This is a genomic window from Pseudomonas sp. R38(2017) (assembly GCF_002112395.1).
In the GTDB taxonomy this organism is placed as follows: domain Bacteria; phylum Pseudomonadota; class Gammaproteobacteria; order Pseudomonadales; family Pseudomonadaceae; genus Aquipseudomonas.
The window spans coordinates 323,332-344,113 of record NZ_NEHN01000001.1; the positions used below are offsets into that span (position 1 = coordinate 323,332).

Below are 20,782 nucleotides of genomic sequence, written 5' to 3' on the forward strand. Positions count from 1 at the left end.
CGCAGCGCGCCAGATGGTCTAATTTGGTTGCAGCCGATTTCGGTTTTTCCCTCTGTTTACGTTTCGGATCGCCCGCCATGACTGCCCATCGAATTGGTTTCCTGATTTGGCCCAGCACTAAAGCTCTGACTTTGGCGCTGGCAGAGGAGGCCTTGCGTGTTGCCCAGCGTGTGCATCCGGACGTGGTTTACGAGTTGTCGTTCCTGCAGGCCGAAGCACCGACCGAAGGTGAATGGCAACTGCCCGGCGAACCCTGGGCCGGCAAACTCGAAAACTTCCAGAAACTGTTCCTGCTCGCCGATGAGCCACCGACCACGTTGGCGCCGGCACTCAGCAGTTCACTCAAGCAACTGGTGCGCGCCGGTTGTGTGATCGGCGGTCTGTCGGCGGGTGTGTATCCGTTGGCGCAACTCGGTCTGCTCGACGGTTACCGGGCGGCGGTGCACTGGCGCTGGCAGGACGATTTCGCCGAACGCTTCCCGAAAGTCATCGCCACCAGTCATCTGTTCGATTGGGATCGCGATCGCCTGACCGCGTGCGGCGGCATGTCGGTACTCGATTTGCTGCTGGCGGTGCTGGCCCGTGATCACGGTGCTGAACTGGCCGGTGCGGTCTCCGAAGAGCTCGTGGTCGAACGCATCCGTGAGGGTGGTGAGCGTCAGCGCATTCCGTTGCAGAACCGTCTCGGCTCCAGCCATCCGAAGCTCACCCAGGCGGTGCTGCTGATGGAAGCCAACATCGAAGAGCCGCTGACCACCGACGAAATCGCCCAGCACGTGTGCGTGTCCCGTCGCCAGCTGGAGCGGATCTTCAAGCAATACCTCAACCGCGTGCCGAGCCAGTACTACCTGGAACTGCGCCTGAACAAGGCCCGGCAGATGTTGATGCAGACCAGTAAGTCGATCATCCAGATCGGCCTGTCCTGTGGGTTCTCCTCGGGGCCGCACTTTTCCAGCGCCTATCGCAACTTCTTCGGCGCCACCCCGCGAGAAGACCGCAACCAGCGGCGCAGTAGCAGCCCGTTCGAATTGTCGTCGGTACCGCCCGAGCGGGGTTAAGGCGCAGGCCTTAAAAAAGCGTCATGGAACAGATTTCCATGGCGCTTTTTTTTACGTTGGAGAAATGCTTTTTTGTAGTGGTTTGCGTGTGCTCTTGTCAGTTGTCCGTCGAGGGTGTGCGGTACATGGATATCGCAGGCAAAACCTTTCCCGTTGATATGCTCGCAAGGCGTGCTGCAATTGGCGTCGACAGTTTAAACTGCGCCTTTGCGACGCTATATGTCGCATTGCCGTAAACCCGGGAAAATCCGGGGTTTGCGCTATAAGAAGTTGTCGCTTGGCGACAAGGCCGGGCTGAAAACTGTCCTTACAATCCCCCCATCGCTCGCCAGTTTCAGGCGGGTGGCCCTCATCAGGAGACTCCGATGTCCGTTGAGCACGCTGCGGTACAACGCGCCGATTTCGACCAGGTTATGGTTCCCAACTACGCGCCCGCCGCTTTCATTCCGGTGCGTGGCGCCGGTTCCCGCGTCTGGGATCAGGCCGGCCGCGAGCTGATCGACTTTGCCGGCGGCATCGCCGTCAACGTGTTGGGCCACGCGCATCCGGCGCTGGTCGGTGCCTTGACCGAGCAGGCTAACAAGCTGTGGCACGTGTCCAACGTGTTCACCAACGAACCGGCCCTGCGTCTGGCGCACAAGCTGATCGACGCCACGTTCGCCGAGCGCGTGTTCTTCTGCAACTCCGGCGCCGAAGCCAACGAGGCCGCCTTCAAGCTGGCCCGTCGCGTCGCGTTCGACCGGTTCGGCACCGAGAAGTACGAAATCATCGCCGCGCTCAACAGCTTCCACGGCCGCACCCTGTTCACCGTGAACGTCGGTGGCCAGTCGAAGTATTCCGACGGTTTCGGCCCGAAAATCACCGGCATCACCCACGTGCCGTACAACGATCTGGCGGCGCTGAAAGCTGCTGTTTCCGACAAGACCTGCGCGGTCGTTCTGGAACCGATCCAGGGCGAGGGCGGCGTACTGCCGGCCGAGCAGGCGTACCTGCAAGGCGCCCGTGAGCTGTGCGACGCTAACAATGCGCTGCTGGTGTTCGACGAAGTGCAGACCGGCATGGGCCGTACCGGCAACCTGTTCGCCTACCAGCATTTCGGTGTGGTTCCGGACATCCTGACCAGCGCCAAGAGCCTGGGCGGCGGTTTCCCGATCGCCGCGATGCTGACCACCGAAGCGCTGGCCAAGCACTTGGTCGTCGGCACTCACGGCACCACTTACGGCGGCAACCCGCTGGCGTGCGCCGTGGCCGAAGCGGTGATCGACGTGATCAACACCCCTGAGGTGTTGAATGGCGTCAACGCCAAGCACGACAAGTTCAAGACCCGCCTGCAACAGATTGGCGAGAAGTACGGCCTGTTCACCCAGGTGCGCGGTCTCGGTCTGCTGATTGGTTGCGTGCTGAGCGATGCCTGGAAAGGCAAGGCCAAGGACATCTTCAACGCTGCTGAAAAAGAAGGCCTGATGATTCTGCAGGCCGGTCCGGACGTGATCCGTTTCGCCCCGAGCCTGGTGGTTGAAGATGCCGACATCGACGCCGGTCTGGATCGCTTCGAACGTGCTGCGGCGAAACTGACCCAAGCCTGATTCATGCAAGACCGCCCGGCGTCTGTCGTCATCGACAGGTGCCGGGACCATTTTCCTGTGCCGGGCCTGCCCGGCATTTTTTTCCCGAGTCGGCGCTTTCGCCGACCTGAAGTAGAGAAAGGAGTGACACCATGCTGGTGATGCGCCCCGCGCAAATGGCTGATCTGGGCGAGGTACAGCGTCTGGCTGCGGACAGCCCGATTGGTGTCACTTCCTTGCCGGATGACGTTGAACGCCTGAGCGACAAGATCGCTGCGAGCGAAGCCTCGTTTGCCGCCGAAGTGAGCTTCAACGGCGAGGAGAGTTATTTCTTCGTCCTCGAAGACACCGCCACCGGCAAACTGGTGGGCTGCTCGGCGATCGTTGCGTCGGCCGGTTACTCCGAGCCGTTCTACAGCTTTCGCAACGAGACCTTCGTGCACGCTTCCCGCGAGCTGAAGATCCACAACAAGATCCACGTGCTCTCGCAATGCCACGACCTGACCGGCAACAGCTTGCTGACCAGTTTCTACGTGCAGCGCGAGCTGGTGGGTTCGCCTTGGGCCGAACTCAACTCCCGTGGCCGTCTGCTGTTCGTTGCCAGCCATCCGGAGCGTTTCGCCGATTCGGTGGTGACCGAGATCGTCGGTTACAGCGACGAGAACGGCGACTCGCCGTTCTGGGATGCCATCGGTCGCAACTTCTTCGACCTGAACTACGCCGAGGCCGAGCGTCTGTGTGGCTTGAAAAGCCGTACGTTCCTCGCTGAACTGATGCCGCACTACCCGATCTACGTGCCGCTGCTGCCGGACTCCGCTCAAGAAGCGATGGGCCAGGTGCACCCGCGTGCGCAGATCACCTTCGACATCCTGATGCGCGAAGGCTTCGAGACCGATCACTACATCGACATTTTCGACGGCGGCCCGACCCTGCATGCGCGCGTCTCGGGGATCCGTTCGATCGCCCAGAGCCGTGTGGTACCGGTGAAGATCGGTGAGCCGGTCAAAGGTGCCGGACGCCAGTATCTGGTGGCCAATGCCCAGTTGCAGGATTACCGCGCGGTACTGCTGGAACTGGATTACGCACCGGGCAAACCGGTGACCCTGGATCTGGAAGCGGCCGAAGCCCTGGGCGTCGGTGAAGGTGCCAGCGTGCGCCTGGTGGCGGTTTAACGCCTTAGCGAGTTTCACGGGTGGCCACGGCGGCCCGTTTGAGGAGATAGCATGATTGTTCGTCCCGTACGCAGCAGCGATTTGTCCGCTCTGATCGACCTGGCCCGCAGTACCGGCACCGGCCTGACCACTTTGCCGGCCAACGAAGAGCGCCTGACCCACCGGGTTGGCTGGGCCGAGAAGACCTTTCGCGGTGAAGCCGGCCGTGGCGACGCGGACTACCTGTTCGTGCTCGAAGACGACAACGGTCGCGTGGTGGGGATTTCCGCCATCGCCGGCGCCGTCGGTCTGCGTGAGCCTTGGTACAACTTCCGCGTCGGCCTGACCGTCAGCGCCTCGCAGGAGCTGAACATCTATCGCGAGATCCCGACGCTGTTCCTGGCCAACGACCTGACCGGCAACTCCGAGCTGTGCTCGCTGTTCCTGCACGCCGATTACCGCACCGGCCTCAACGGTCGCATGCTGTCCAAGGCGCGGATGCTGTTCATCGCTGAATTCCCGGAACTGTTCGGTAACAAGATCATTGCCGAGATGCGCGGCGTATCTGATGAAGCCGGCCGTTCGCCGTTCTGGGAAAGCCTGGGCCGTCACTTCTTCAAGATGGAATTCAGCCAGGCCGATTACCTGACCGGCGTCGGCAACAAGGCGTTCATCGCCGAACTGATGCCTAAATTCCCGCTGTACACCTGCTTCCTGTCGCCGGACGCACGCAGCGTCATCGGCCAGGTGCATCCGGACACCGAGCCGGCGCTGGCGATGCTCAAGAGCGAAGGCTTCAGCTATCAGGGTTACGTCGACATCTTCGATGCCGGTCCAGCCATCGAATGCGAGACCAGCAAGATCCGCGCGGTGCGTGACAGCGAGGCGCTGGTGCTGGCCATCGGCACGCCGGGCGACGACGCCACGCCGTTCATCATCCATAACCGCAAACGCGAAGACTGCCGCATCACGGCTGCGCCAGCCCGTCTGGCCGCCGGCACGCTGGTGGTCGATCCGCTGACCGCCAAACGTCTTCAACTCAACGCTGGCGATCAGGTACGCGCCGTGGCGTTGTCCGCTGCCCGGGAGTCGAAATAATGAATTCGCTATACATCGCAGGTGAGTGGCTGGCCGGTCAGGGCGAAGCCTTTCAATCGCTGAACCCGGTGACCCAGCAAGTGCTGTGGTCGGGGGAGGGCGCCACCGCCGCTCAGGTCGAGTCGGCCGTGCAGGCTGCGCGCCAGGCGTTCCCGGGCTGGGCCCGTCGTTCCCTGGAAGATCGCATCAGCGTGCTCGAAGCGTTCGCCGCCGCACTGAAAAACCACGCTGACGAACTGGCCCGCACCATTGGTGAGGAAACCGGCAAACCGCTGTGGGAAGCTGCGACCGAAGTCACCAGCATGGTCAACAAGATCGCGATCTCGGTGCAGAGCTACCGTGAACGTACCGGCGAGAAGAGCGGCCCGTTGGGCGATGCCACCGCCGTGTTGCGCCACAAGCCGCACGGCGTGGTCGCTGTGTTCGGCCCTTACAATTTCCCCGGCCATTTGCCGAACGGCCACATCGTGCCGGCGCTGCTGGCCGGTAACAGCGTGCTGTTCAAGCCAAGCGAGCTGACCCCGAAAGTCGCCGAGCTGACGGTCAAGTGCTGGATCGAAGCCGGTCTGCCGGCCGGCGTGCTGAACCTGCTGCAAGGTGCCCGCGAAACCGGTATCGCACTGGCGGCGAACCCGGGCATCGACGGTCTGTTCTTCACCGGCTCAAGCCGTACCGGCAATCACCTGCACCAGCAGTTCGCTGGTCGCCCGGACAAGATCCTCGCGCTGGAAATGGGCGGCAATAACCCGCTGGTGGTCGATCAGGTCGCCGACCTCGACGCAGCGGTGTACACGATCATTCAATCTGCATTCATTTCCGCCGGTCAGCGTTGCACCTGTGCCCGCCGTCTGCTGGTGCCGCAAGGCGCGTGGGGCGACAGCCTGCTCAAGCGTCTGGTGGAAGTCAGCTCGACCATCGTGGTCGGTGCTTTCGATCAGCAACCGGCGCCATTCATGGGCTCGGTGGTTTCCCTCGGCGCAGCGAAAGCGTTGATGGAGGCCCAGGCGCATCTGCTGGCCAATGGTGCAGTGTCGCTGCTGGCAATGACTCAGCCACAGGCTCAGTCGGCGCTGCTGACTCCGGGCATCGTTGATGTGACGGCGGTTGCCGAGCGTTCCGATGAAGAATTGTTCGGCCCGTTGCTGCAAGTGATCCGTTACGCCGATTTCGCGGCGGCGATTGCCGAAGCCAACGACACTGCATTTGGTCTGGCCGCCGGCTTGCTGTCGGATTCCGAAGAGCGCTATCAGCAGTTCTGGCTGGAAAGCCGTGCCGGGATCGTCAACTGGAACAAACAACTGACGGGGGCTGCGAGCAGCGCGCCGTTCGGCGGTGTCGGCGCTTCGGGCAACCACCGCGCCAGCGCTTACTACGCGGCGGATTACTGCGCGTACCCGGTGGCCTCGCTGGAAACTCCGAGCCTGGTGATGCCGGCGGCCCTGACGCCAGGCGTGAAGATGGCGTGAGGCGCGTCGAGCCTCGATTGCACTCGATTGTTATTTGATGCCTATAAAAACAGATTCTCGTGGAGCCTCGCTGATGAAATCCTTTGAAGTCAATTTTGACGGTCTAGTGGGGCCGACCCATAACTACGGTGGTCTGTCCTACGGCAACGTTGCGTCCCAGAGCAACAGCCAGCAATCCTCGAACCCGAAGGAAGCGGCGCTGCAAGGTCTGGCAAAAATGAAAGCGCTGATGGAAATGGGCTTTCAGCAGGGCGTCCTCGCACCACAGGAGCGTCCGGACGTGGCTGCCTTGCGCCGTCTGGGCTTCAGCGGTACCGACGCGCAGGTCATCGAGCGCGCCGCGAAAGACGCGATGCCGCTGCTGGTTGCCAGCTGCTCGGCGTCGAGCATGTGGGTGGCCAACGCCGCCACGGTCAGCCCGAGTGCCGACACCGCTGACGGTCGCGTGCATTTCACCGCCGCCAACCTGAATTGCAAATATCACCGCAGCATCGAGCACCCGACCACCAGCCGCGTGCTGGGTGCGATGTTCGCCGATCAACAGCACTTCGCTCACCACGCCGCGTTGCCGGCAGTGGCACAGTTCGGCGACGAAGGTGCGGCCAACCACACGCGTTTCTGCCGTGAGTACGGCGAGGCTGGTGTCGAGTTCTTCGTGTTCGGTCGCAGTGCGTTCGACACCCGTTATCCGGCACCGCAGAAATACCCGGCGCGTCAGACTCTTGAGGCGTCGCAAGCGGTCGCCCGTCTGCACGGTCTGCGTGATGACGGCGTGGTCTACGCACAGCAGAACCCGGCCGTGATCGATCAGGGCGTGTTCCATAACGACGTGATCGCGGTGGGCAACGGCGAGGTGCTGTTCTATCACGAGGATGCGTTCCTCGACACCGAGAACATGCTGGCAGAGCTGCAAGCCAAACTGGCCAAGGTCGGCGGCAAGTTCCAGTCGGTCTGCGTGCCGCGTTCGGCGGTCACCGTGGACGACGCTGTGCGTTCCTACCTGTTCAACAGCCAGCTGCTGTCGCGCCCTGACGGTTCGATGCTGCTGATCGTGCCGGAAGAGTGCCGTGGCAACGAGCGCGTGTGGAATTACCTGCAAGGCCTGACCAGCTCCGGCGGCCTGATCCGTGAAGTGAAGGTTTTCGACCTCAAGCAAAGCATGCAGAACGGCGGTGGGCCGGCGTGCCTGCGACTGCGCGTCGCGCTCAACGAAACCGAGCTGGCGGCCGTCAACCCAGGGGTTATCATGACCGCCCCGTTGTACGGTTCGTTGACCGCATGGGTTGAAAAGCACTACCGCGACCGCCTGAGCGAAAGCGATCTGGCGGACCCGCAATTGCTGCTTGAATGCCGGACGGCACTGGATGAACTGACGCAAATCCTTAAACTGGGCGCGGTTTATCCATTCCAGATCAATTGATGACTGGTGCGCCGCTTTGTCGCGGCGTACGGTTCCATCTCCCCAAGAGAGCGTAAAACATGAGCGATTCCCTGCAGCTGATCCTTGAAGACACTGACGGCACGCAACTGCAAACTTCCTGCACCCGCGTCGCGGTCATGTGGCAAGGCAAAGAGCTGTGGATCCAGCAGGACGGCCGCGGCCAGCTGCTGATCGGCGTGGACGTCGAAGAAGGCGATGCCGAGTACGCCAACCTGCTGTTGCGCCCATTGGCGACTAATCTGGTAAGTCTGCAACTGGAGATGGAACCGGCTGACCTCGGCGACGATGACGGCCACGTGCACGGCCCGGATTGCAACCACGACCACTAAGGAAACCGCTCTATGCTCGCCCTCGGCAAACTGCTTGAACTGACCCTCGCCGGCCGCGAACCGGCGGAGAAGACTCAACTGACTGTCGAAGGCGTGCGTATGCGCTGGTTGAGCGAGGGTGCGCTGGAAGTCCGGCCACCCGAAGCGCGCGACAATGGCCTGGACCTGCTGCTGTCGGCAGGGATCCACGGCAACGAAACGGCACCGATCGAATTGCTCGACCGGCTGCTGCATGACATCGCTCGCGGCGACTTGAAGCCGCGCGCACGCATTCTGTTCCTGTTCGGCAACCCGGAAGCGATTCGCAAGGGCGAGCGTTTCATCGAGCAGGACGTCAATCGGTTGTTCAACGGCCGTCACGAACAAAGCAGCGGGTCCGAAGCTTTGCGCGCCTGCGAGCTGGAGCGCCTGGCAGCGAGCTTCTTCAGCGTGCCGGATCGTCAGCGCCTGCACTATGACCTGCACACGGCGATTCGCGGTTCGAAGATCGAGCAGTTCGCCCTGTATCCGTGGAAGGAAGGTCGCCAGCATTCCCGTCTTGAATTAGCCCGTCTGCGCGCCGCCGGTATGGAAGCGGTGCTGTTGCAGAACAAACCGTCGATCGTGTTCAGCTCCTACACTTACGACAAGCTCGGGGCCGAGTCTTTCACCCTGGAACTGGGCAAGGCGCGGCCATTCGGGCAGAACGCCGGGGTCAATGTGTCGCTGCTGGAAACCCGCCTGAAGCAGATCATCGAAGGCACTGAGCCGGAGATGGCCGAGCAGGGGCTGGACGGTCTGCAACTGTTCAGCGTGGCGCGGGAAATCATCAAGCACAGCGACTCGTTCCGCCTGAACCTGCCGGCGGACATCGAAAACTTTTCGGAGCTGGATGTGGGATATGTGCTGGCCGAAGACCTGGCCAATACCCGCTGGATCATCGAAGAGCAGGGCGCGCGGATCATTTTCCCCAATCCCAAGGTCAAGAACGGCCTGCGGGCGGGCATTCTGATCGTGCCGACCACTGACGAGCAGTTGGCCTGACACTGAATCTCCCCCGCGCAGCGCACGGGGGAGATCGTTATTGCATCAGACCGCTACGGCGCGCGGCTCGGTGCGGCGCAACGCACGCACTTTCTGCAGCGTATCCGCGCAAGTCTTCGCCGCTTCCTGACCCTTGTGCACGAAATGCTCGAAGAAGAACTTCTGGTGTTCTTCGCCAGCGTGGAAGTGGTGCGGGGTCAGCGATACCGAGAACACCGGTACTTCGGTTTCCAGCTGAACCTGCATCAGGCCGCTGACGACCGACTGGGCAACGAACTCGTGACGGTAGATTCCGCCGTCCACCACCAGGGCGGCGGCAACGATGCCGGCATAACGACCGGTCTTGGCCAGCAGTTTGGCGTGCAGGGGCATTTCAAAGGCGCCGCCGACTTCGAAGAAATCGATGTCTGATTCCTGATAGCCCTGAGCGATCATTTCGGCGAGGAAACCTTTACGGCTCTGGTCGACGATTTCCTTGTGCCAGCAGGCCTGAATGAACGCGACGCGCTCGCCGTGGGTGTGTTTGCTTTTGCTGTCGATAGCGGTGGGTTGCATGTTCTGACTCCTGTTTGTGTGAAAAACAGGGCTTTATGAATCGAAAGGGATTCAAGGGTACGCACGCTCGCGCGAACACGGCGGACGGCCCTTTGGCGTCAATCCCGTTCTCTCTTCATCCGGACTGTGACCGTCGGCCCCGGAATCACACCGGGTCTGCTGGACCTTGCCGCCGTTCACGGTTTTTGCCGTGCCCGTCACCAAGCGCTCGCGGGCTATGCGCATTGCGCGCAATTACCGCCGGTGGGGAATTGCACCCCGCCCTGAGAACGTTTCGCCACCCTTTATCGGGCGGCGCAGCGTTTTTATCACAGATTGCGGGGCCGTGCATTGCGCCTTTGTGATGATTGCCATCGGATTTTTCGAAGCGTGGAAACGACTTTTCCTTGCGCGAGGGTTGATTAATCCGCGCCATGCCCGCAGTAATTCCCCTTCGTAAAGGGATTTCCCCTGCTGACTTGAGGCCAGGTACATGAGCGTTATCGATCTTCGCAGCGACACCGTCACCCAACCGACCCCCGCCATGCTCGACGCGATGACCGCTGCGGCCACCGGTGATGATGTGTATGGCGAAGATCCGACGGTCAATCGTCTGGAAGCCGAAATGGCAAAACGGCTGGGTTTTGCTGCGGCGCTGTTCGTCCCGACCGGCACCATGAGCAACCTGCTGGGGTTGATGGCGCACTGCGAGCGCGGCGACGAATACATCGTCGGTCAACAGGCGCACACCTATAAGTACGAGGGCGGCGGCGCAGCGGTGCTCGGCTCGATCCAGCCGCAGCCGCTGGAAGTGCAGGCCGATGGCTCGCTGGACCTGGATCAGGTGGCAGCGGCGATCAAGCCCGACGACTTCCACTTTGCCCGCACCCGTCTGCTGGCGCTGGAAAACACCATGCAGGGCAAGGTATTGCCGATGGAGTATCTGGCCCGGGCACATCAGTTCACTCGAGACAATGGCCTGCAGCTGCATCTGGACGGTGCGCGTCTGTACAACGCCGCCGTCAAGCTCGGGGTTGATGCCCGGGAAATCACGCAACACTTCGATTCGGTGTCAGTGTGCCTGTCCAAAGGACTCGGCGCGCCGGTCGGTTCGGTGCTGTGCGGTTCGTCGGCGTTGATTGCAAAGGCGCGGCGCCTGCGCAAGATGGTCGGCGGCGGCATGCGTCAGGCCGGATTGTTGGCGGCGGCGGGGCTGTATGCGCTGGATCACAACGTCGAGCGTCTGGCGGATGATCATGCCAACGCGCAGTTGCTGGCCGAAGGCCTGCGCGAGGCCGGTTTCAGTGTCGAGCCGGTGCAGACCAACATGGTTTACGTGCAGATGGGTGATCGTGCCGATGCGATCAAGGCATTCGCTGCCGAGCGCGGGATCAAATTGAGCGCTGCCGCCCGGCTGCGGATGGTCACGCACATGGACGTCGATCGCTCGCAAATCGAGCAAGTGATCGCGACATTCGTCGAGTTTTCGCGCAAGTGACAGCGTTAGCCACCCAATTGACCGTTTCTATCGTATAAACACGCTGTACCCCGCGCGCAGGGCCGATATAATGCGGCCCTTTGCCGTCGTTTCGTCTGTTGACGTTTCGTACAGGCCTTTGGCCGCAGCCTCCGTGGAAGAACCTAATGAAAAGCGCAGAAATCCGTGAAGCCTTCCTTCGCTTCTTCGAAGAGCAAGGCCACACCCGTGTAGCCTCCAGCTCTTTGATTCCGGGCAACGACCCAACCCTGCTGTTCACCAACGCGGGGATGAACCAGTTCAAGGACTGCTTCCTGGGCCAGGAAAAGCGCGCATACACCCGCGCCGTTTCCAGCCAGAAATGCGTGCGCGCCGGCGGCAAGCACAACGACCTGGAAAACGTCGGTTACACCGCCCGTCACCATACCTTTTTCGAAATGCTGGGTAACTTCAGCTTCGGCGATTACTTCAAGCGTGATGCCATCACCTACGCCTGGAACTTCCTGACTTCCGAGAAGTGGCTGAACCTGCCGAAGGAAAAGCTGTGGGTCACCGTCTACGCCAGCGATGACGAGGCCTACGACATCTGGACCAAGGAAATCGGTGTGCCGGCCGAGCGCATGGTGCGTATCGGCGACAACAAGGGCGCGCCATACGCCTCCGACAACTTCTGGACCATGGGCGATACCGGCCCGTGCGGTCCTTGCACCGAGATTTTCTACGATCACGGCGCCGACATCTGGGGTGGCCCACCGGGCTCGCCGGAAGAGGACGGCGACCGTTACATCGAAATCTGGAACAACGTGTTCATGCAGTTCAACCGCACCGCCGATGGCGTGTTGCACCCGCTGCCAGCACCGTCGGTGGATACCGGCATGGGCCTGGAGCGGATCAGTGCCGTGCTGCAGCACGTTCACTCGAACTATGAAATCGACCTGTTCCAGAGCCTGCTGGCCGCTTCGGCCAAGGCCATCGGTTGCAGCAACGATAATCAGGCGTCGCTGAAAGTCGTGGCTGACCACATCCGTTCCTGCGGCTTCCTGATTGCCGACGGCGTGCTGCCGTCCAACGAAGGCCGTGGTTACGTGCTGCGCCGGATCATTCGTCGCGCCTGCCGTCACGGCAACAAACTGGGCGCTAAAGGCAGCTTCTTCTATCAAATCGTTGCCGCTCTCGTGGCCGAGATGGGCGATGCCTTCCCTGAGCTGAAATCCCAACAGGCGCACATCGAGCGCGTACTGAAAGCCGAAGAAGAGCAATTCGCCAAGACCCTGGAGCAGGGCCTGAAGATCCTCGAGCAGGATCTGGCCGAGCTCAAAGGCGACGTGGTTCCGGGCGACGTAGTGTTCAAACTCTACGACACCTACGGTTTCCCGATGGACCTGACCGCGGACATCGCCCGCGAGCGCAGCCTGACCATCGATGAAGCCGGTTTCGAGCGTGAGATGGAGGCCCAGCGCGTCCGTGCGCGTTCCGCCAGCTCCTTCGGCCTGGACTACAACAGCCTGGTCAAGGTTGATGTCGATACCGAGTTCACCGGCTACCACGCCACCAGCGGCTCGGCGAAAGTCGTTGCTCTTTATAAAGATGGCCAGTCCGTGGACGTCTTGAGTGAAGGGCAGGAAGGCGTTGTTGTTTTGAACAAGACGCCGTTCTATGCAGAATCCGGCGGCCAGGTTGGCGACTGCGGTTACCTGCAGGCCGGCAACAGCCGTTTCGACGTGCGCGACACCACCAAGACCGGCGGCGCGTTCCTGCACCACGGCGTGCTGGCGTCGGGCAGCCTGATCGTTGGCGCACCGGTGGAAACCCACGTCGAAGCCGACGTGCGTCACGCCACTTCGCTGAATCACTCGGCCACGCACTTGCTGCACGCTGCGTTGCGCAAAGTGCTGGGCGATCACGTTCAACAGAAAGGTTCGTTGGTCGACAGTCAGCGCCTGCGCTTCGACTTCAGCCACTTTGAAGCGATCAAGCCGGAGCAACTGAAGGCGCTGGAAGACATCGTCAACGCCGAGATCCGCAAAAACTCCGCCGTTGAAACCGAAGAAACCGATATCGAAACCGCCAAGCAAAAAGGCGCGATGGCACTGTTCGGCGAGAAGTACGGCGACAATGTGCGCGTGCTGAGCATGGGCGGCGATTTCTCCGTCGAGCTGTGTGGCGGTATCCACGCCAACCGTACCGGCGACATCGGCCTGCTGAAAATCATCAGCGAAGGCGGTGTGGCATCGGGCGTGCGTCGTATCGAAGCAGTCACCGGCGCTGCGGCGCTGGCTTACTTGAACGCTGCAGAAGAACAACTCAAGGAAGCGGCCAGCCTGGTCAAGGGCAGCCGCGAAAACCTGATCGACAAGCTCTCGGCCGTACTGGAGCGCAACCGCGCGCTGGAGAAGCAGCTCGAGCAGTTGCAGGCCAAGGCCGCTGCCGCCGCCGGCGACGATCTGTCGGCTTCGGCTGTGGACGTCAAAGGCGTGAAGGTTCTGGCCGTGCGTCTGGACGGTCAGGACGGCAAGGCGCTGCTGGCGCTGGTCGATCAGCTGAAAAACAAACTCGGCCGCGCAGTGATCCTGCTCGGCAGTGTCCATGAGGAAAAGGTCGTACTGGTTGCAGGCGTGACCAAGGACCTGACTGGCCAACTCAAAGCCGGTGATTTGATGAAACAGGCTGCTGCGGCAGTGGGCGGGAAGGGCGGTGGTCGTCCGGACATGGCGCAGGGCGGCGGTGTCGACGCCGGCGCACTGGACAGCGCACTGGCGCTGACCGTTCCATTCGTCGAGCAGGGTTTATAAGACGGTCTGTCTGGCCCGCAGTCTAGTGGCGGGCCCGTCGGCTGTTCGAGTGATTATTGGGCGCCCTTCATGGGCAGAGGCGGCTTTGAAATGGCTTTGATCGTACAGAAATTTGGAGGCACCTCGGTCGGCACTGTCGAGAGAATCGAGCAGGTCGCCGACAAGGTTAAGAAATTCCGCGATGCCGGCGATGACCTGGTGGTTGTGCTGTCTGCAATGAGCGGCGAGACCAACCGTCTGATCGATCTGGCCAAGCAAATCAGTGGCGAAGATCAACCGGTTCCCCGTGAACTGGACGTGATCGTTTCCACCGGTGAGCAGGTGACGATCGCCCTGTTGGCCATGGCGCTGATCAAGCGCGGTGTGCCGGCGGTGTCGTACACCGGCAACCAGGTGCGGATCCTGACGGACAGTGCGCACAATAAAGCGCGTATCTTGCAGATTGATGACCAGAAGATTCGCGGTGACCTGAAGGCTGGCCGTGTGGTTGTGGTCGCCGGTTTCCAGGGCGTCGACGAGCACGGCAACATCACGACCCTGGGGCGTGGCGGTTCCGACACCACCGGCGTGGCGCTGGCCGCTGCGTTGAAGGCTGACGAATGCCAGATCTACACCGACGTCGATGGTGTCTACACCACTGACCCGCGTGTGGTGTCGGTCGCTCAGCGTCTGGACAAGATCACCTTCGAAGAGATGCTGGAAATGGCCAGTCTCGGCTCCAAGGTGCTGCAGATCCGCGCCGTGGAGTTCGCCGGCAAGTACAACGTTCCGCTGCGCGTACTGCACAGCTTCAAGGAGGGTCCGGGCACCCTCATTACTATTGATGAAGAGGAAACCATGGAACAGCCGATCATTTCCGGCATCGCTTTCAACCGCGATGAAGCCAAGCTGACCATCCGTGGCGTGCCAGACACCCCGGGCGTGGCGTTCAAGATTCTCGGCCCGATCAGTGCCGCGAACATCGAAGTCGACATGATCGTGCAGAACGTCGCGCACGATAACACCACCGACTTCACCTTCACCGTGCACCGCAACGACTACCAGTCCGCGCAGACCGTGCTGGAAAACACCGCTCGCGAGATCGGTGCCCGTGAAGTCGTCGGCGACACCAAGATCGCCAAAGTCTCGATCGTCGGCGTCGGCATGCGCTCTCACGCAGGCGTGGCCAGCCGTATGTTCGAATCCCTGGCGAAAGAAAGCATCAACATCCAGATGATCTCGACGTCGGAAATCAAGGTTTCCGTCGTGATCGAAGAGAAGTACCTGGAACTGGCCGTGCGCGCCCTGCACACGGCTTTCGAACTGGACGCTCCGGCCCGTCAGGGCGAGTAATCCTGGTCAATGAGGGGCGCGGTCTGACCGCGCCCTTTATTTTTTGAATGGCGCGAGCCCTGAACTGTTCTTTTGCTCGCGCTGGTCAATACTCAGGCATGTAGGGCTACGATCGCTCCGGTTGTAGGTCGGGTGCCTTTTTTTTGCAGACTGTTGTCCCTGAAATGATTCGCGTAAGGAGAAAGGTATGCTGATTCTGACTCGTCGGTGCGCAGAAAGCCTGATTATCGGTGATGGCGAAATCACCGTGACCGTGCTCGGCGTCAAAGGAAATCAAGTGCGTATCGGCGTCAATGCCCCGAAAGAGGTCGCCGTGCACCGTGAGGAAATCTACCTGCGTATAAAGAAAGAGAAGGACGAAGAACCAAGTCATTAATTTTTATTGATTTTTATGTTTGCAAACGGGGAAAAGGTTGGTTAAGATACGCCCCGTGTTGCGGAGAGCTGGCCGAGTGGCCGAAGGCGCTCCCCTGCTAAGGGAGTACACCTCACAAGGGTGTCGGGGGTTCGAATCCCCCGTTCTCCGCCATTATTTGCTTAGTACGTTGTAATCTGGCTTTTTCTGTAAGTTGTTGAAATTAATAGAAAAAGTGGTTGGAATAGAGATTAGACGGGCTATAATGCGGCGCAACAAATGCACTCGTAGCTCAGCTGGATAGAGTACTCGGCTACGAACCGAGCGGTCACAGGTTCGAATCCTGTCGAGTGCACCATTTAAGAGTCAGTTGCAGCAATGTAAATGACTCGGCTTCAACCAGGTGTGATCTGGTCTAACAAACACAAATGCACTCGTAGCTCAGCTGGATAGAGTACTCGGCTACGAACCGAGCGGTCACAGGTTCGAATCCTGTCGAGTGCACCATTTAAGAGTTAGTTGCAGCAATGCAGATGACTTGGTTACAGCCAGTTGTGGTCTGGTCTAAAAACACAAATTGCACTCGTAGCTCAGCTGGATAGAGTACTCGGCTACGAACCGAGCGGTCACAGGTTCGAATCCTGTCGAGTGCACCATATACCGAAAAGCCCGCGTTTAACGCGGGCTTTTTGTTGTCCGGGATTTGGCTTTTCCCGTCACGCATCCTTTCTCATCAAAATCGACTTGAGCACTGCGGCCTCGCTTGAGGTCGTAACGATAGCTCGTTGCCGAATTGCGAATGCTGACCTTGTCGGGTTTACCCAAGGCGCTTTCAACATCCTGTTGGCTCATGCCGGCGATTATTCGTTGATTGATGATTGCTTCGCGCTTCTGTCGCGCGTCGATCAGATCTCCGCATTTGTCCTGAGTGCGCCCTACAACGGCCATTTCTCGCTTTCTGATATTCATATCGGATATTTCTTCATGCCGGGCTTCGGGCATCAGTGCCACCGTCGAGCCAGGCGAGTAGGGGCGTACTTCCTGAAGTGAAAGGTGCTCATCGCTCGCGCAGCTCAGTGTCGTGAAGGTGATGCTGCCGTCAGGGGCTTCACAGCGATGAAGTGTTGTTGCGTTCCCCATGTGTGGGAGGCAGAGCAGGGTGGTCAGCATGAAACAGGATGTTTTCGATGGCATTTGGCGTCCTCCATGACGATCCTCCTCAAGCGTAGTCGGCAGTTTTTTCATCGCGGGTGTGTTTTCTTTTCAGGATGAGTCGTCGCACTCTGAAGAGTCAGGACGGCGCTCAGGTTTGTCTCGCAAGCGCTTGTTTCGGCCTAGATTTTTAACGTTTAAAACCGTCAGGCGGTGTATCATTGCGCCCGTCAGCCCCGCCGGGGCTTATGGAAAACCTCCATGGACTTACCCAGTAGTTACTCAGTACCCCGTTTTACCAATCATGAATTGACTGATTGATCCTTCCGGCGTGCCCCGCTGCTGGGAGTGGAGTTCGCCTATGTCCGAAATCGAAGTAAAGAAAACACAGGAAAGCCTGCAGGATCGCCTGGCTCAGGTCGTTGAGCTGCTGCAGCGCCAACGGGTCGTCGAAGACCTGACTCATCGCCAGGAAGGCGCACATCATGACCGGGTCGAGAACCTGGTCCACCGGCAAAACCTCGTCGAGCTGCAACGCAAGCTCGATGATCTGCATTCCGCCGACGTTGCCTACATTCTTGAAGCCCTGCCGCTGGACGATCGTCTGACGCTCTGGCAGTTGGTCAAGGCTGATCGCGACGGCGACATTCTTCTCGAAGTATCCGACTCCGTCCGTGAAACGCTGATCGCCGACATGGACGATCACGAGCTCCTGGCTGCCGCCAAGGACATGGATGCCGACGAACTTGCTGATCTGGCCTCCGAGCTGCCGCGAGATGTCGTCCATGAGCTGATGGAGACCCTGGATCAGCAGCAGCGTGAGCGCGTGCGTTCGGCCCTCTCCTATGACGAGGAGCAGGTCGGTGCGTTGATGGACTTCGAGATGGTGACCATCCGTGAGGATGTCAGTCTCGAAGTGGTTCTGCGTTACCTGCGCCGCCTGAAAGAGCTGCCGGGCCATACCGACAAACTGTTCGTGGTCGATTACGACGGCGTGCTCAAGGGCGTGCTGCCAATCAAGCGCTTGCTGGTCAATGATCCGGAGAAACAGGTTTCCGAGGTGATGGCCAGCGATCCGGTGAGTTTCCACCCGGACGAAGACGCCTACGACGCCGCTCAGGCGTTCGAACGTTACGACTTGATCTCGGCCCCGGTGGTCGACAAGAACGGCAAGCTGATCGGCCGTCTGACCATCGACGAAATGGTCGACCTGATTCGTGAGGAGAGCGAAAGTGAAGTCCTCAACATGGCGGGTCTGCGTGAAGAGGAAGATATTTTCGCTTCGGTCTGGAAATCCCTGCGCAACCGTTGGGCGTGGCTGGCGATCAACCTGATCACGGCATTCGTCGCGTCGCGGGTGATCGGCCTGTTCGAAGGCTCGATCGAGAAGCTGGTGGCACTGGCAGCCCTGATGCCGATTGTCGCGGGCATTGGCGGCAACTCCGGCAACCAGACGATCACCATGATCGTTCGTGCCATGGCGCTCGATCAGGTCAGCACCGGCAATACTTCGCGCCTGATGCGCAAAGAGCTCGCTGTAGCGCTGATCAACGGCCTGGTCTGGGGTGGTGTGATTGGTGTGGTGGCTTATTTGCTTTATGGCAGTTGGTCACTGGGCGTGGTGATGACGGCTGCCATGACGCTGAATCTGCTGTTGGCGGCACTGATGGGGGTGTTGATCCCGATGACCCTCGCCAAGATGGGGCGCGATCCGGCAATGGGAGCAAGTGTGATGATCACAGCCATGACCGACAGTGGTGGCTTCTTCATCTTCCTGGGGTTGGCGACGATTTTCCTGCTCTGATCGCCTGAATTGAAAAGGCCCGCCAATTGGCGGGCTTTTTTTCGCCTGTGAAAAGCCTGAATTGCGGGCAAAAAAAAGCCAGCACTCATGCTGGCTTGAGATGTTCGGTTTGACTCAGGATGCGTCTGCGGCCATTTCGGCGTCGTGGGCGATCAGAGAAACCAGCGCGTTCTGCTGGCGATGGGAGAGTTGACGGAAGCGTTGCAACAACTCGCGTTCGTGCAGCGAAAGCTCCGGGCTGTCGAGGCGCATGCTCAGCTCTTCGCCCAGTGCACCTTCCTGAATAAGACTCTGCTCAAGGCGCGCAATGATCTCGGAGTTCATGCTGCGATGATGATTGCGAGCCACCTCGGCAATGCGTTCACGCATTCCGTCTGGCAGACGTACGACGAACTTGTCAGCCGTACGGCTGGAATAAATTGCCTGTTTCAATGGGCGCATATATTTAACCGGTTAGTTCAGGGGAGCGGTTCTCGGGATTGGCCGCAGGATGAGTCGTAGGACAAGCATCCGCGCCAAATGGTTCAACCTGAATTGTTAAGAGGCTCGCATCATGCCTCAAAATTGCCAGATCATTGGCGTCAATTCTGTGACAAATATTGATCCGGGTAAAGGCGTAATGCCAGCACCAATTATCAGAAATGCGGACTGGTTTGAAAAGAATGCGTCGGCCCGTATCGCTGACCGCGTCCTGAAGCGCACGAACAGATGCTCGAAGGCATCAGACCGTGCATGCTATGCGGCTAGAATCCTTGTTCCTTACCTTGTACAGGATAGTGGCGAATGGCCGATTTACTAGGGGCAAATGCCCGCCGGAGGGCGTTTTCAGGATGGATGGCAGGCTGATTTATCTCATGGGGCCATCCGGTTCCGGCAAGGACAGTCTGATCGAGGCTGCGCGTGCCCCGTTGCGTTCGTTGAACTGCGAAGTCATACGTCGGGTGATTACCCGTTCGGCCGAATCCGTGGGTGAGGATGCGATCGGTGTGACGCCGCAAGAGTTCGAAGAGCGTCAGCGCGCCGGGGATTTTTCTCTGGCATGGCAAGCCAACGGCCTCTCCTACGGAATTCCGGTGGAAATGGAACAATGGTTAAAAGCCGGGAAACATGTGCTGGTCAACGGCTCTCGGGCGAACCTTCGACAAGCGCTGGAAGCCTATCCGACACTGGTGCCAGTGTTGCTGACAGTTCGCGATGATGTGTTGCGTGACCGCCTGCTCCGGCGTGGTCGGGAGACGCTTGAGCAGATCGATGCGAGGCTTGCCCGCAATACACTGTTCAAGGAAAGGCGCTCAACCGACATGGCTGTGCATCTGATCGACAACTCGGGCGACCTGGCCGATGCCGTTGGTCACCTGTTGGAGCTGGTCATGCTTAACGCAGTACCGGATCAAACTTGATCTTGCGCCCGGCAACCAGGGCCAGCGCAAACAGCACAGAGAAAACGCCGCAGCCAATCAGGGGCAAAGATATTTCGGTCTCTTCGAACAGCGAGAAATGCAGAACACCGCTCAAGAAAGCGAGGATCAACAACCCCAGGGCGGATTTGGACATGCTGTACTCCGAAAATGATTCAAAACACCAAGCGTTCGGACATCGGTGTCGTCTGTGCCTGATTTGACTCGCTGACGTCTTGCGCAAGTACGCCGCGCTGATCACTCAGCACCGCCCACTGCGGCGCCTTTTGCACTTGCAGATAATGCGGCATGCGCTGGGCCACTGCTTCGTTGTGCTGGGGAATTAATTGAAATCCTACCAGAACCGTCAGGGCGATTGCGTTGGCGAGCAAGAGGACGCGGTTCATGAGACGGTTCTCCAGTTGTTCTTTTATGAGAATCACTGAAGCATCCGTCGTGCCACTAGTCTAACCGCTGGCAAGTCCTTTAAAAACAAGCATTTAGCAGGGTTTTTAGCATGGCGTGGATTGCATTCTGCAATGATGGCTATTTTGGGGGATGCAAATTGCACGATAAAACGTCCGACTGCATTGCAGGGCGCCTGCCTACACTTAAAAAGCCCTGCGGACGACATGACAAATCAGGGCCCGGCCGTTAACATGCACGCCGTCTGTCGCACCGACAGTCCTGTGTCTCAGTAGCTCAATTGGATAGAGCATCCCCCTCCTAAGGGGAAGGTTGGCAGTTCGAACCTGCCCTGGGACACCATATAATTCAAGCCTTACAGAGGTTTCTGTCATCACTCGGA

At 59.7% G+C, this 20,782-nt stretch carries 19 protein-coding genes, 5 tRNA genes and 1 riboswitch; of the genes, 19 read left to right on the forward strand and 5 right to left on the reverse strand.

The window, feature by feature from the left end:
- Positions 1–77: 77 nt before the first annotated feature.
- The 8 genes from argR (at position 78) to astE (ending at position 9,131) form a co-directional block, all read left to right on the forward strand.
- A complete protein-coding gene (argR, locus tag CAF87_RS01495; protein ID WP_085730352.1) occupies positions 78–1,058 on the forward strand; it encodes a transcriptional regulator ArgR in 981 nt (326 codons plus the stop codon).
- A gap of 365 nt (positions 1,059–1,423) precedes the next feature.
- Positions 1,424–2,644, forward strand: a complete 1,221-nt coding sequence (locus CAF87_RS01505; RefSeq protein ID WP_085730354.1) for an aspartate aminotransferase family protein — start codon at positions 1,424–1,426, stop codon at positions 2,642–2,644.
- 131 nt (positions 2,645–2,775) lie between these two features.
- Entirely contained in the window at positions 2,776–3,795 is a 1,020-nt protein-coding gene (gene aruF / locus CAF87_RS01510) for an arginine/ornithine succinyltransferase subunit alpha (RefSeq protein WP_025112905.1), read from the forward strand.
- Between the two features lie 51 nt (positions 3,796–3,846).
- A complete protein-coding gene (gene astA, locus CAF87_RS01515; protein WP_085730355.1) occupies positions 3,847–4,872 on the forward strand; it encodes an arginine N-succinyltransferase in 1,026 nt (341 codons plus the stop codon).
- Entirely contained in the window at positions 4,869–6,338 is a 1,470-nt protein-coding gene (astD, locus tag CAF87_RS01520) for a succinylglutamate-semialdehyde dehydrogenase (protein ID WP_170929626.1), read from the forward strand. Before astA ends, astD begins: the two co-directional genes overlap by 4 nt.
- A gap of 73 nt (positions 6,339–6,411) precedes the next feature.
- Positions 6,412–7,758: an N-succinylarginine dihydrolase gene (gene astB / locus CAF87_RS01525; RefSeq protein WP_085709723.1), complete on the forward strand. Its 1,347-nt coding sequence runs from the start codon at positions 6,412–6,414 to the stop codon at positions 7,756–7,758.
- A gap of 59 nt (positions 7,759–7,817) precedes the next feature.
- Complete coding sequence (locus tag CAF87_RS01530; protein ID WP_085730357.1) at positions 7,818–8,108, forward strand: topoisomerase II; 291 nt, start codon at positions 7,818–7,820, stop codon at positions 8,106–8,108.
- A 12-nt stretch (positions 8,109–8,120) separates the two neighbouring features.
- Positions 8,121–9,131 (forward strand): succinylglutamate desuccinylase, encoded by a 1,011-nt coding sequence (gene astE, locus CAF87_RS01535; protein ID WP_085730358.1) that lies wholly within the window; start codon positions 8,121–8,123, stop codon positions 9,129–9,131.
- A 45-nt stretch (positions 9,132–9,176) separates the two neighbouring features.
- On the opposite strand, the gene CAF87_RS01540 is transcribed toward astE, so the two are convergent.
- Positions 9,177–9,686 (reverse strand): 6,7-dimethyl-8-ribityllumazine synthase, encoded by a 510-nt coding sequence (locus tag CAF87_RS01540; RefSeq protein ID WP_011335530.1) that lies wholly within the window; start codon positions 9,684–9,686, stop codon positions 9,177–9,179.
- 102 nt (positions 9,687–9,788) lie between these two features.
- Positions 9,789–9,961: riboswitch (FMN riboswitch) on the reverse strand.
- Between the two features lie 197 nt (positions 9,962–10,158).
- Here CAF87_RS01540 and ltaE point away from each other — a divergent pair.
- The 8 genes from ltaE (at position 10,159) to CAF87_RS01580 (ending at position 16,277) form a co-directional block, all read left to right on the forward strand.
- Positions 10,159–11,163 carry a low-specificity L-threonine aldolase gene (gene ltaE, locus CAF87_RS01545; RefSeq protein ID WP_085730359.1) on the forward strand — a complete coding sequence of 335 codons (1,005 nt, stop codon included), beginning with the start codon at positions 10,159–10,161 and terminating at the stop codon, positions 11,161–11,163.
- 146 nt (positions 11,164–11,309) lie between these two features.
- Positions 11,310–13,934 carry an alanine--tRNA ligase gene (gene alaS / locus CAF87_RS01550; protein ID WP_085730360.1) on the forward strand — a complete coding sequence of 875 codons (2,625 nt, stop codon included), beginning with the start codon at positions 11,310–11,312 and terminating at the stop codon, positions 13,932–13,934.
- Between the two features lie 90 nt (positions 13,935–14,024).
- A complete protein-coding gene (locus tag CAF87_RS01555) occupies positions 14,025–15,266 on the forward strand; it encodes an aspartate kinase (protein WP_007951048.1) in 1,242 nt (413 codons plus the stop codon).
- A gap of 187 nt (positions 15,267–15,453) precedes the next feature.
- Positions 15,454–15,642: a carbon storage regulator CsrA gene (gene csrA, locus CAF87_RS01560; RefSeq protein WP_002554426.1), complete on the forward strand. Its 189-nt coding sequence runs from the start codon at positions 15,454–15,456 to the stop codon at positions 15,640–15,642.
- 62 nt (positions 15,643–15,704) lie between these two features.
- Positions 15,705–15,795: transfer RNA gene (locus CAF87_RS01565), tRNA-Ser, on the forward strand.
- 107 nt (positions 15,796–15,902) lie between these two features.
- Positions 15,903–15,979: transfer RNA gene (locus CAF87_RS01570), tRNA-Arg, on the forward strand.
- A 72-nt stretch (positions 15,980–16,051) separates the two neighbouring features.
- Positions 16,052–16,128 (forward strand) — tRNA-Arg (locus CAF87_RS01575).
- A 72-nt stretch (positions 16,129–16,200) separates the two neighbouring features.
- A tRNA-Arg gene (locus CAF87_RS01580) sits at positions 16,201–16,277 on the forward strand.
- 19 nt (positions 16,278–16,296) lie between these two features.
- On the opposite strand, the gene CAF87_RS01585 is transcribed toward CAF87_RS01580, so the two are convergent.
- Positions 16,297–16,815 (reverse strand): cell envelope protein SmpA, encoded by a 519-nt coding sequence (locus CAF87_RS01585; RefSeq protein ID WP_085730361.1) that lies wholly within the window; start codon positions 16,813–16,815, stop codon positions 16,297–16,299.
- Between the two features lie 319 nt (positions 16,816–17,134).
- Between CAF87_RS01585 and mgtE the strand changes: the two genes are divergently transcribed.
- Positions 17,135–18,577 (forward strand): magnesium transporter, encoded by a 1,443-nt coding sequence (mgtE, locus tag CAF87_RS01590; RefSeq protein WP_085730362.1) that lies wholly within the window; start codon positions 17,135–17,137, stop codon positions 18,575–18,577.
- Between the two features lie 114 nt (positions 18,578–18,691).
- Here mgtE and CAF87_RS01595 read toward each other — a convergent pair whose 3' ends face one another.
- Positions 18,692–19,018, reverse strand: a complete 327-nt coding sequence (locus tag CAF87_RS01595; protein ID WP_003178899.1) for an Arc family DNA-binding protein — start codon at positions 19,016–19,018, stop codon at positions 18,692–18,694.
- Between the two features lie 389 nt (positions 19,019–19,407).
- On the opposite strand from CAF87_RS01595, the gene phnN reads away from it, so the two are divergent.
- A complete protein-coding gene (gene phnN / locus CAF87_RS01605) occupies positions 19,408–19,977 on the forward strand; it encodes a phosphonate metabolism protein/1,5-bisphosphokinase (PRPP-forming) PhnN (RefSeq protein WP_085730364.1) in 570 nt (189 codons plus the stop codon).
- Here phnN and CAF87_RS01610 read toward each other — a convergent pair.
- Positions 19,952–20,131, reverse strand: coding sequence for a PA3371 family protein (locus CAF87_RS01610; RefSeq protein WP_085730365.1), 180 nt, complete (start codon positions 20,129–20,131; stop codon positions 19,952–19,954). The genes phnN and CAF87_RS01610 overlap by 26 nt on opposite strands.
- A gap of 19 nt (positions 20,132–20,150) precedes the next feature.
- Complete coding sequence (locus tag CAF87_RS01615) at positions 20,151–20,381, reverse strand: hypothetical protein (protein WP_085730366.1); 231 nt, start codon at positions 20,379–20,381, stop codon at positions 20,151–20,153.
- Positions 20,382–20,665: 284 nt separating this feature from the next.
- Between CAF87_RS01615 and CAF87_RS01620 the strand changes: the two genes are divergently transcribed.
- Positions 20,666–20,742 (forward strand) — tRNA-Arg (locus CAF87_RS01620).
- The last annotated feature ends 40 nt before the right edge of the window (positions 20,743–20,782 follow it).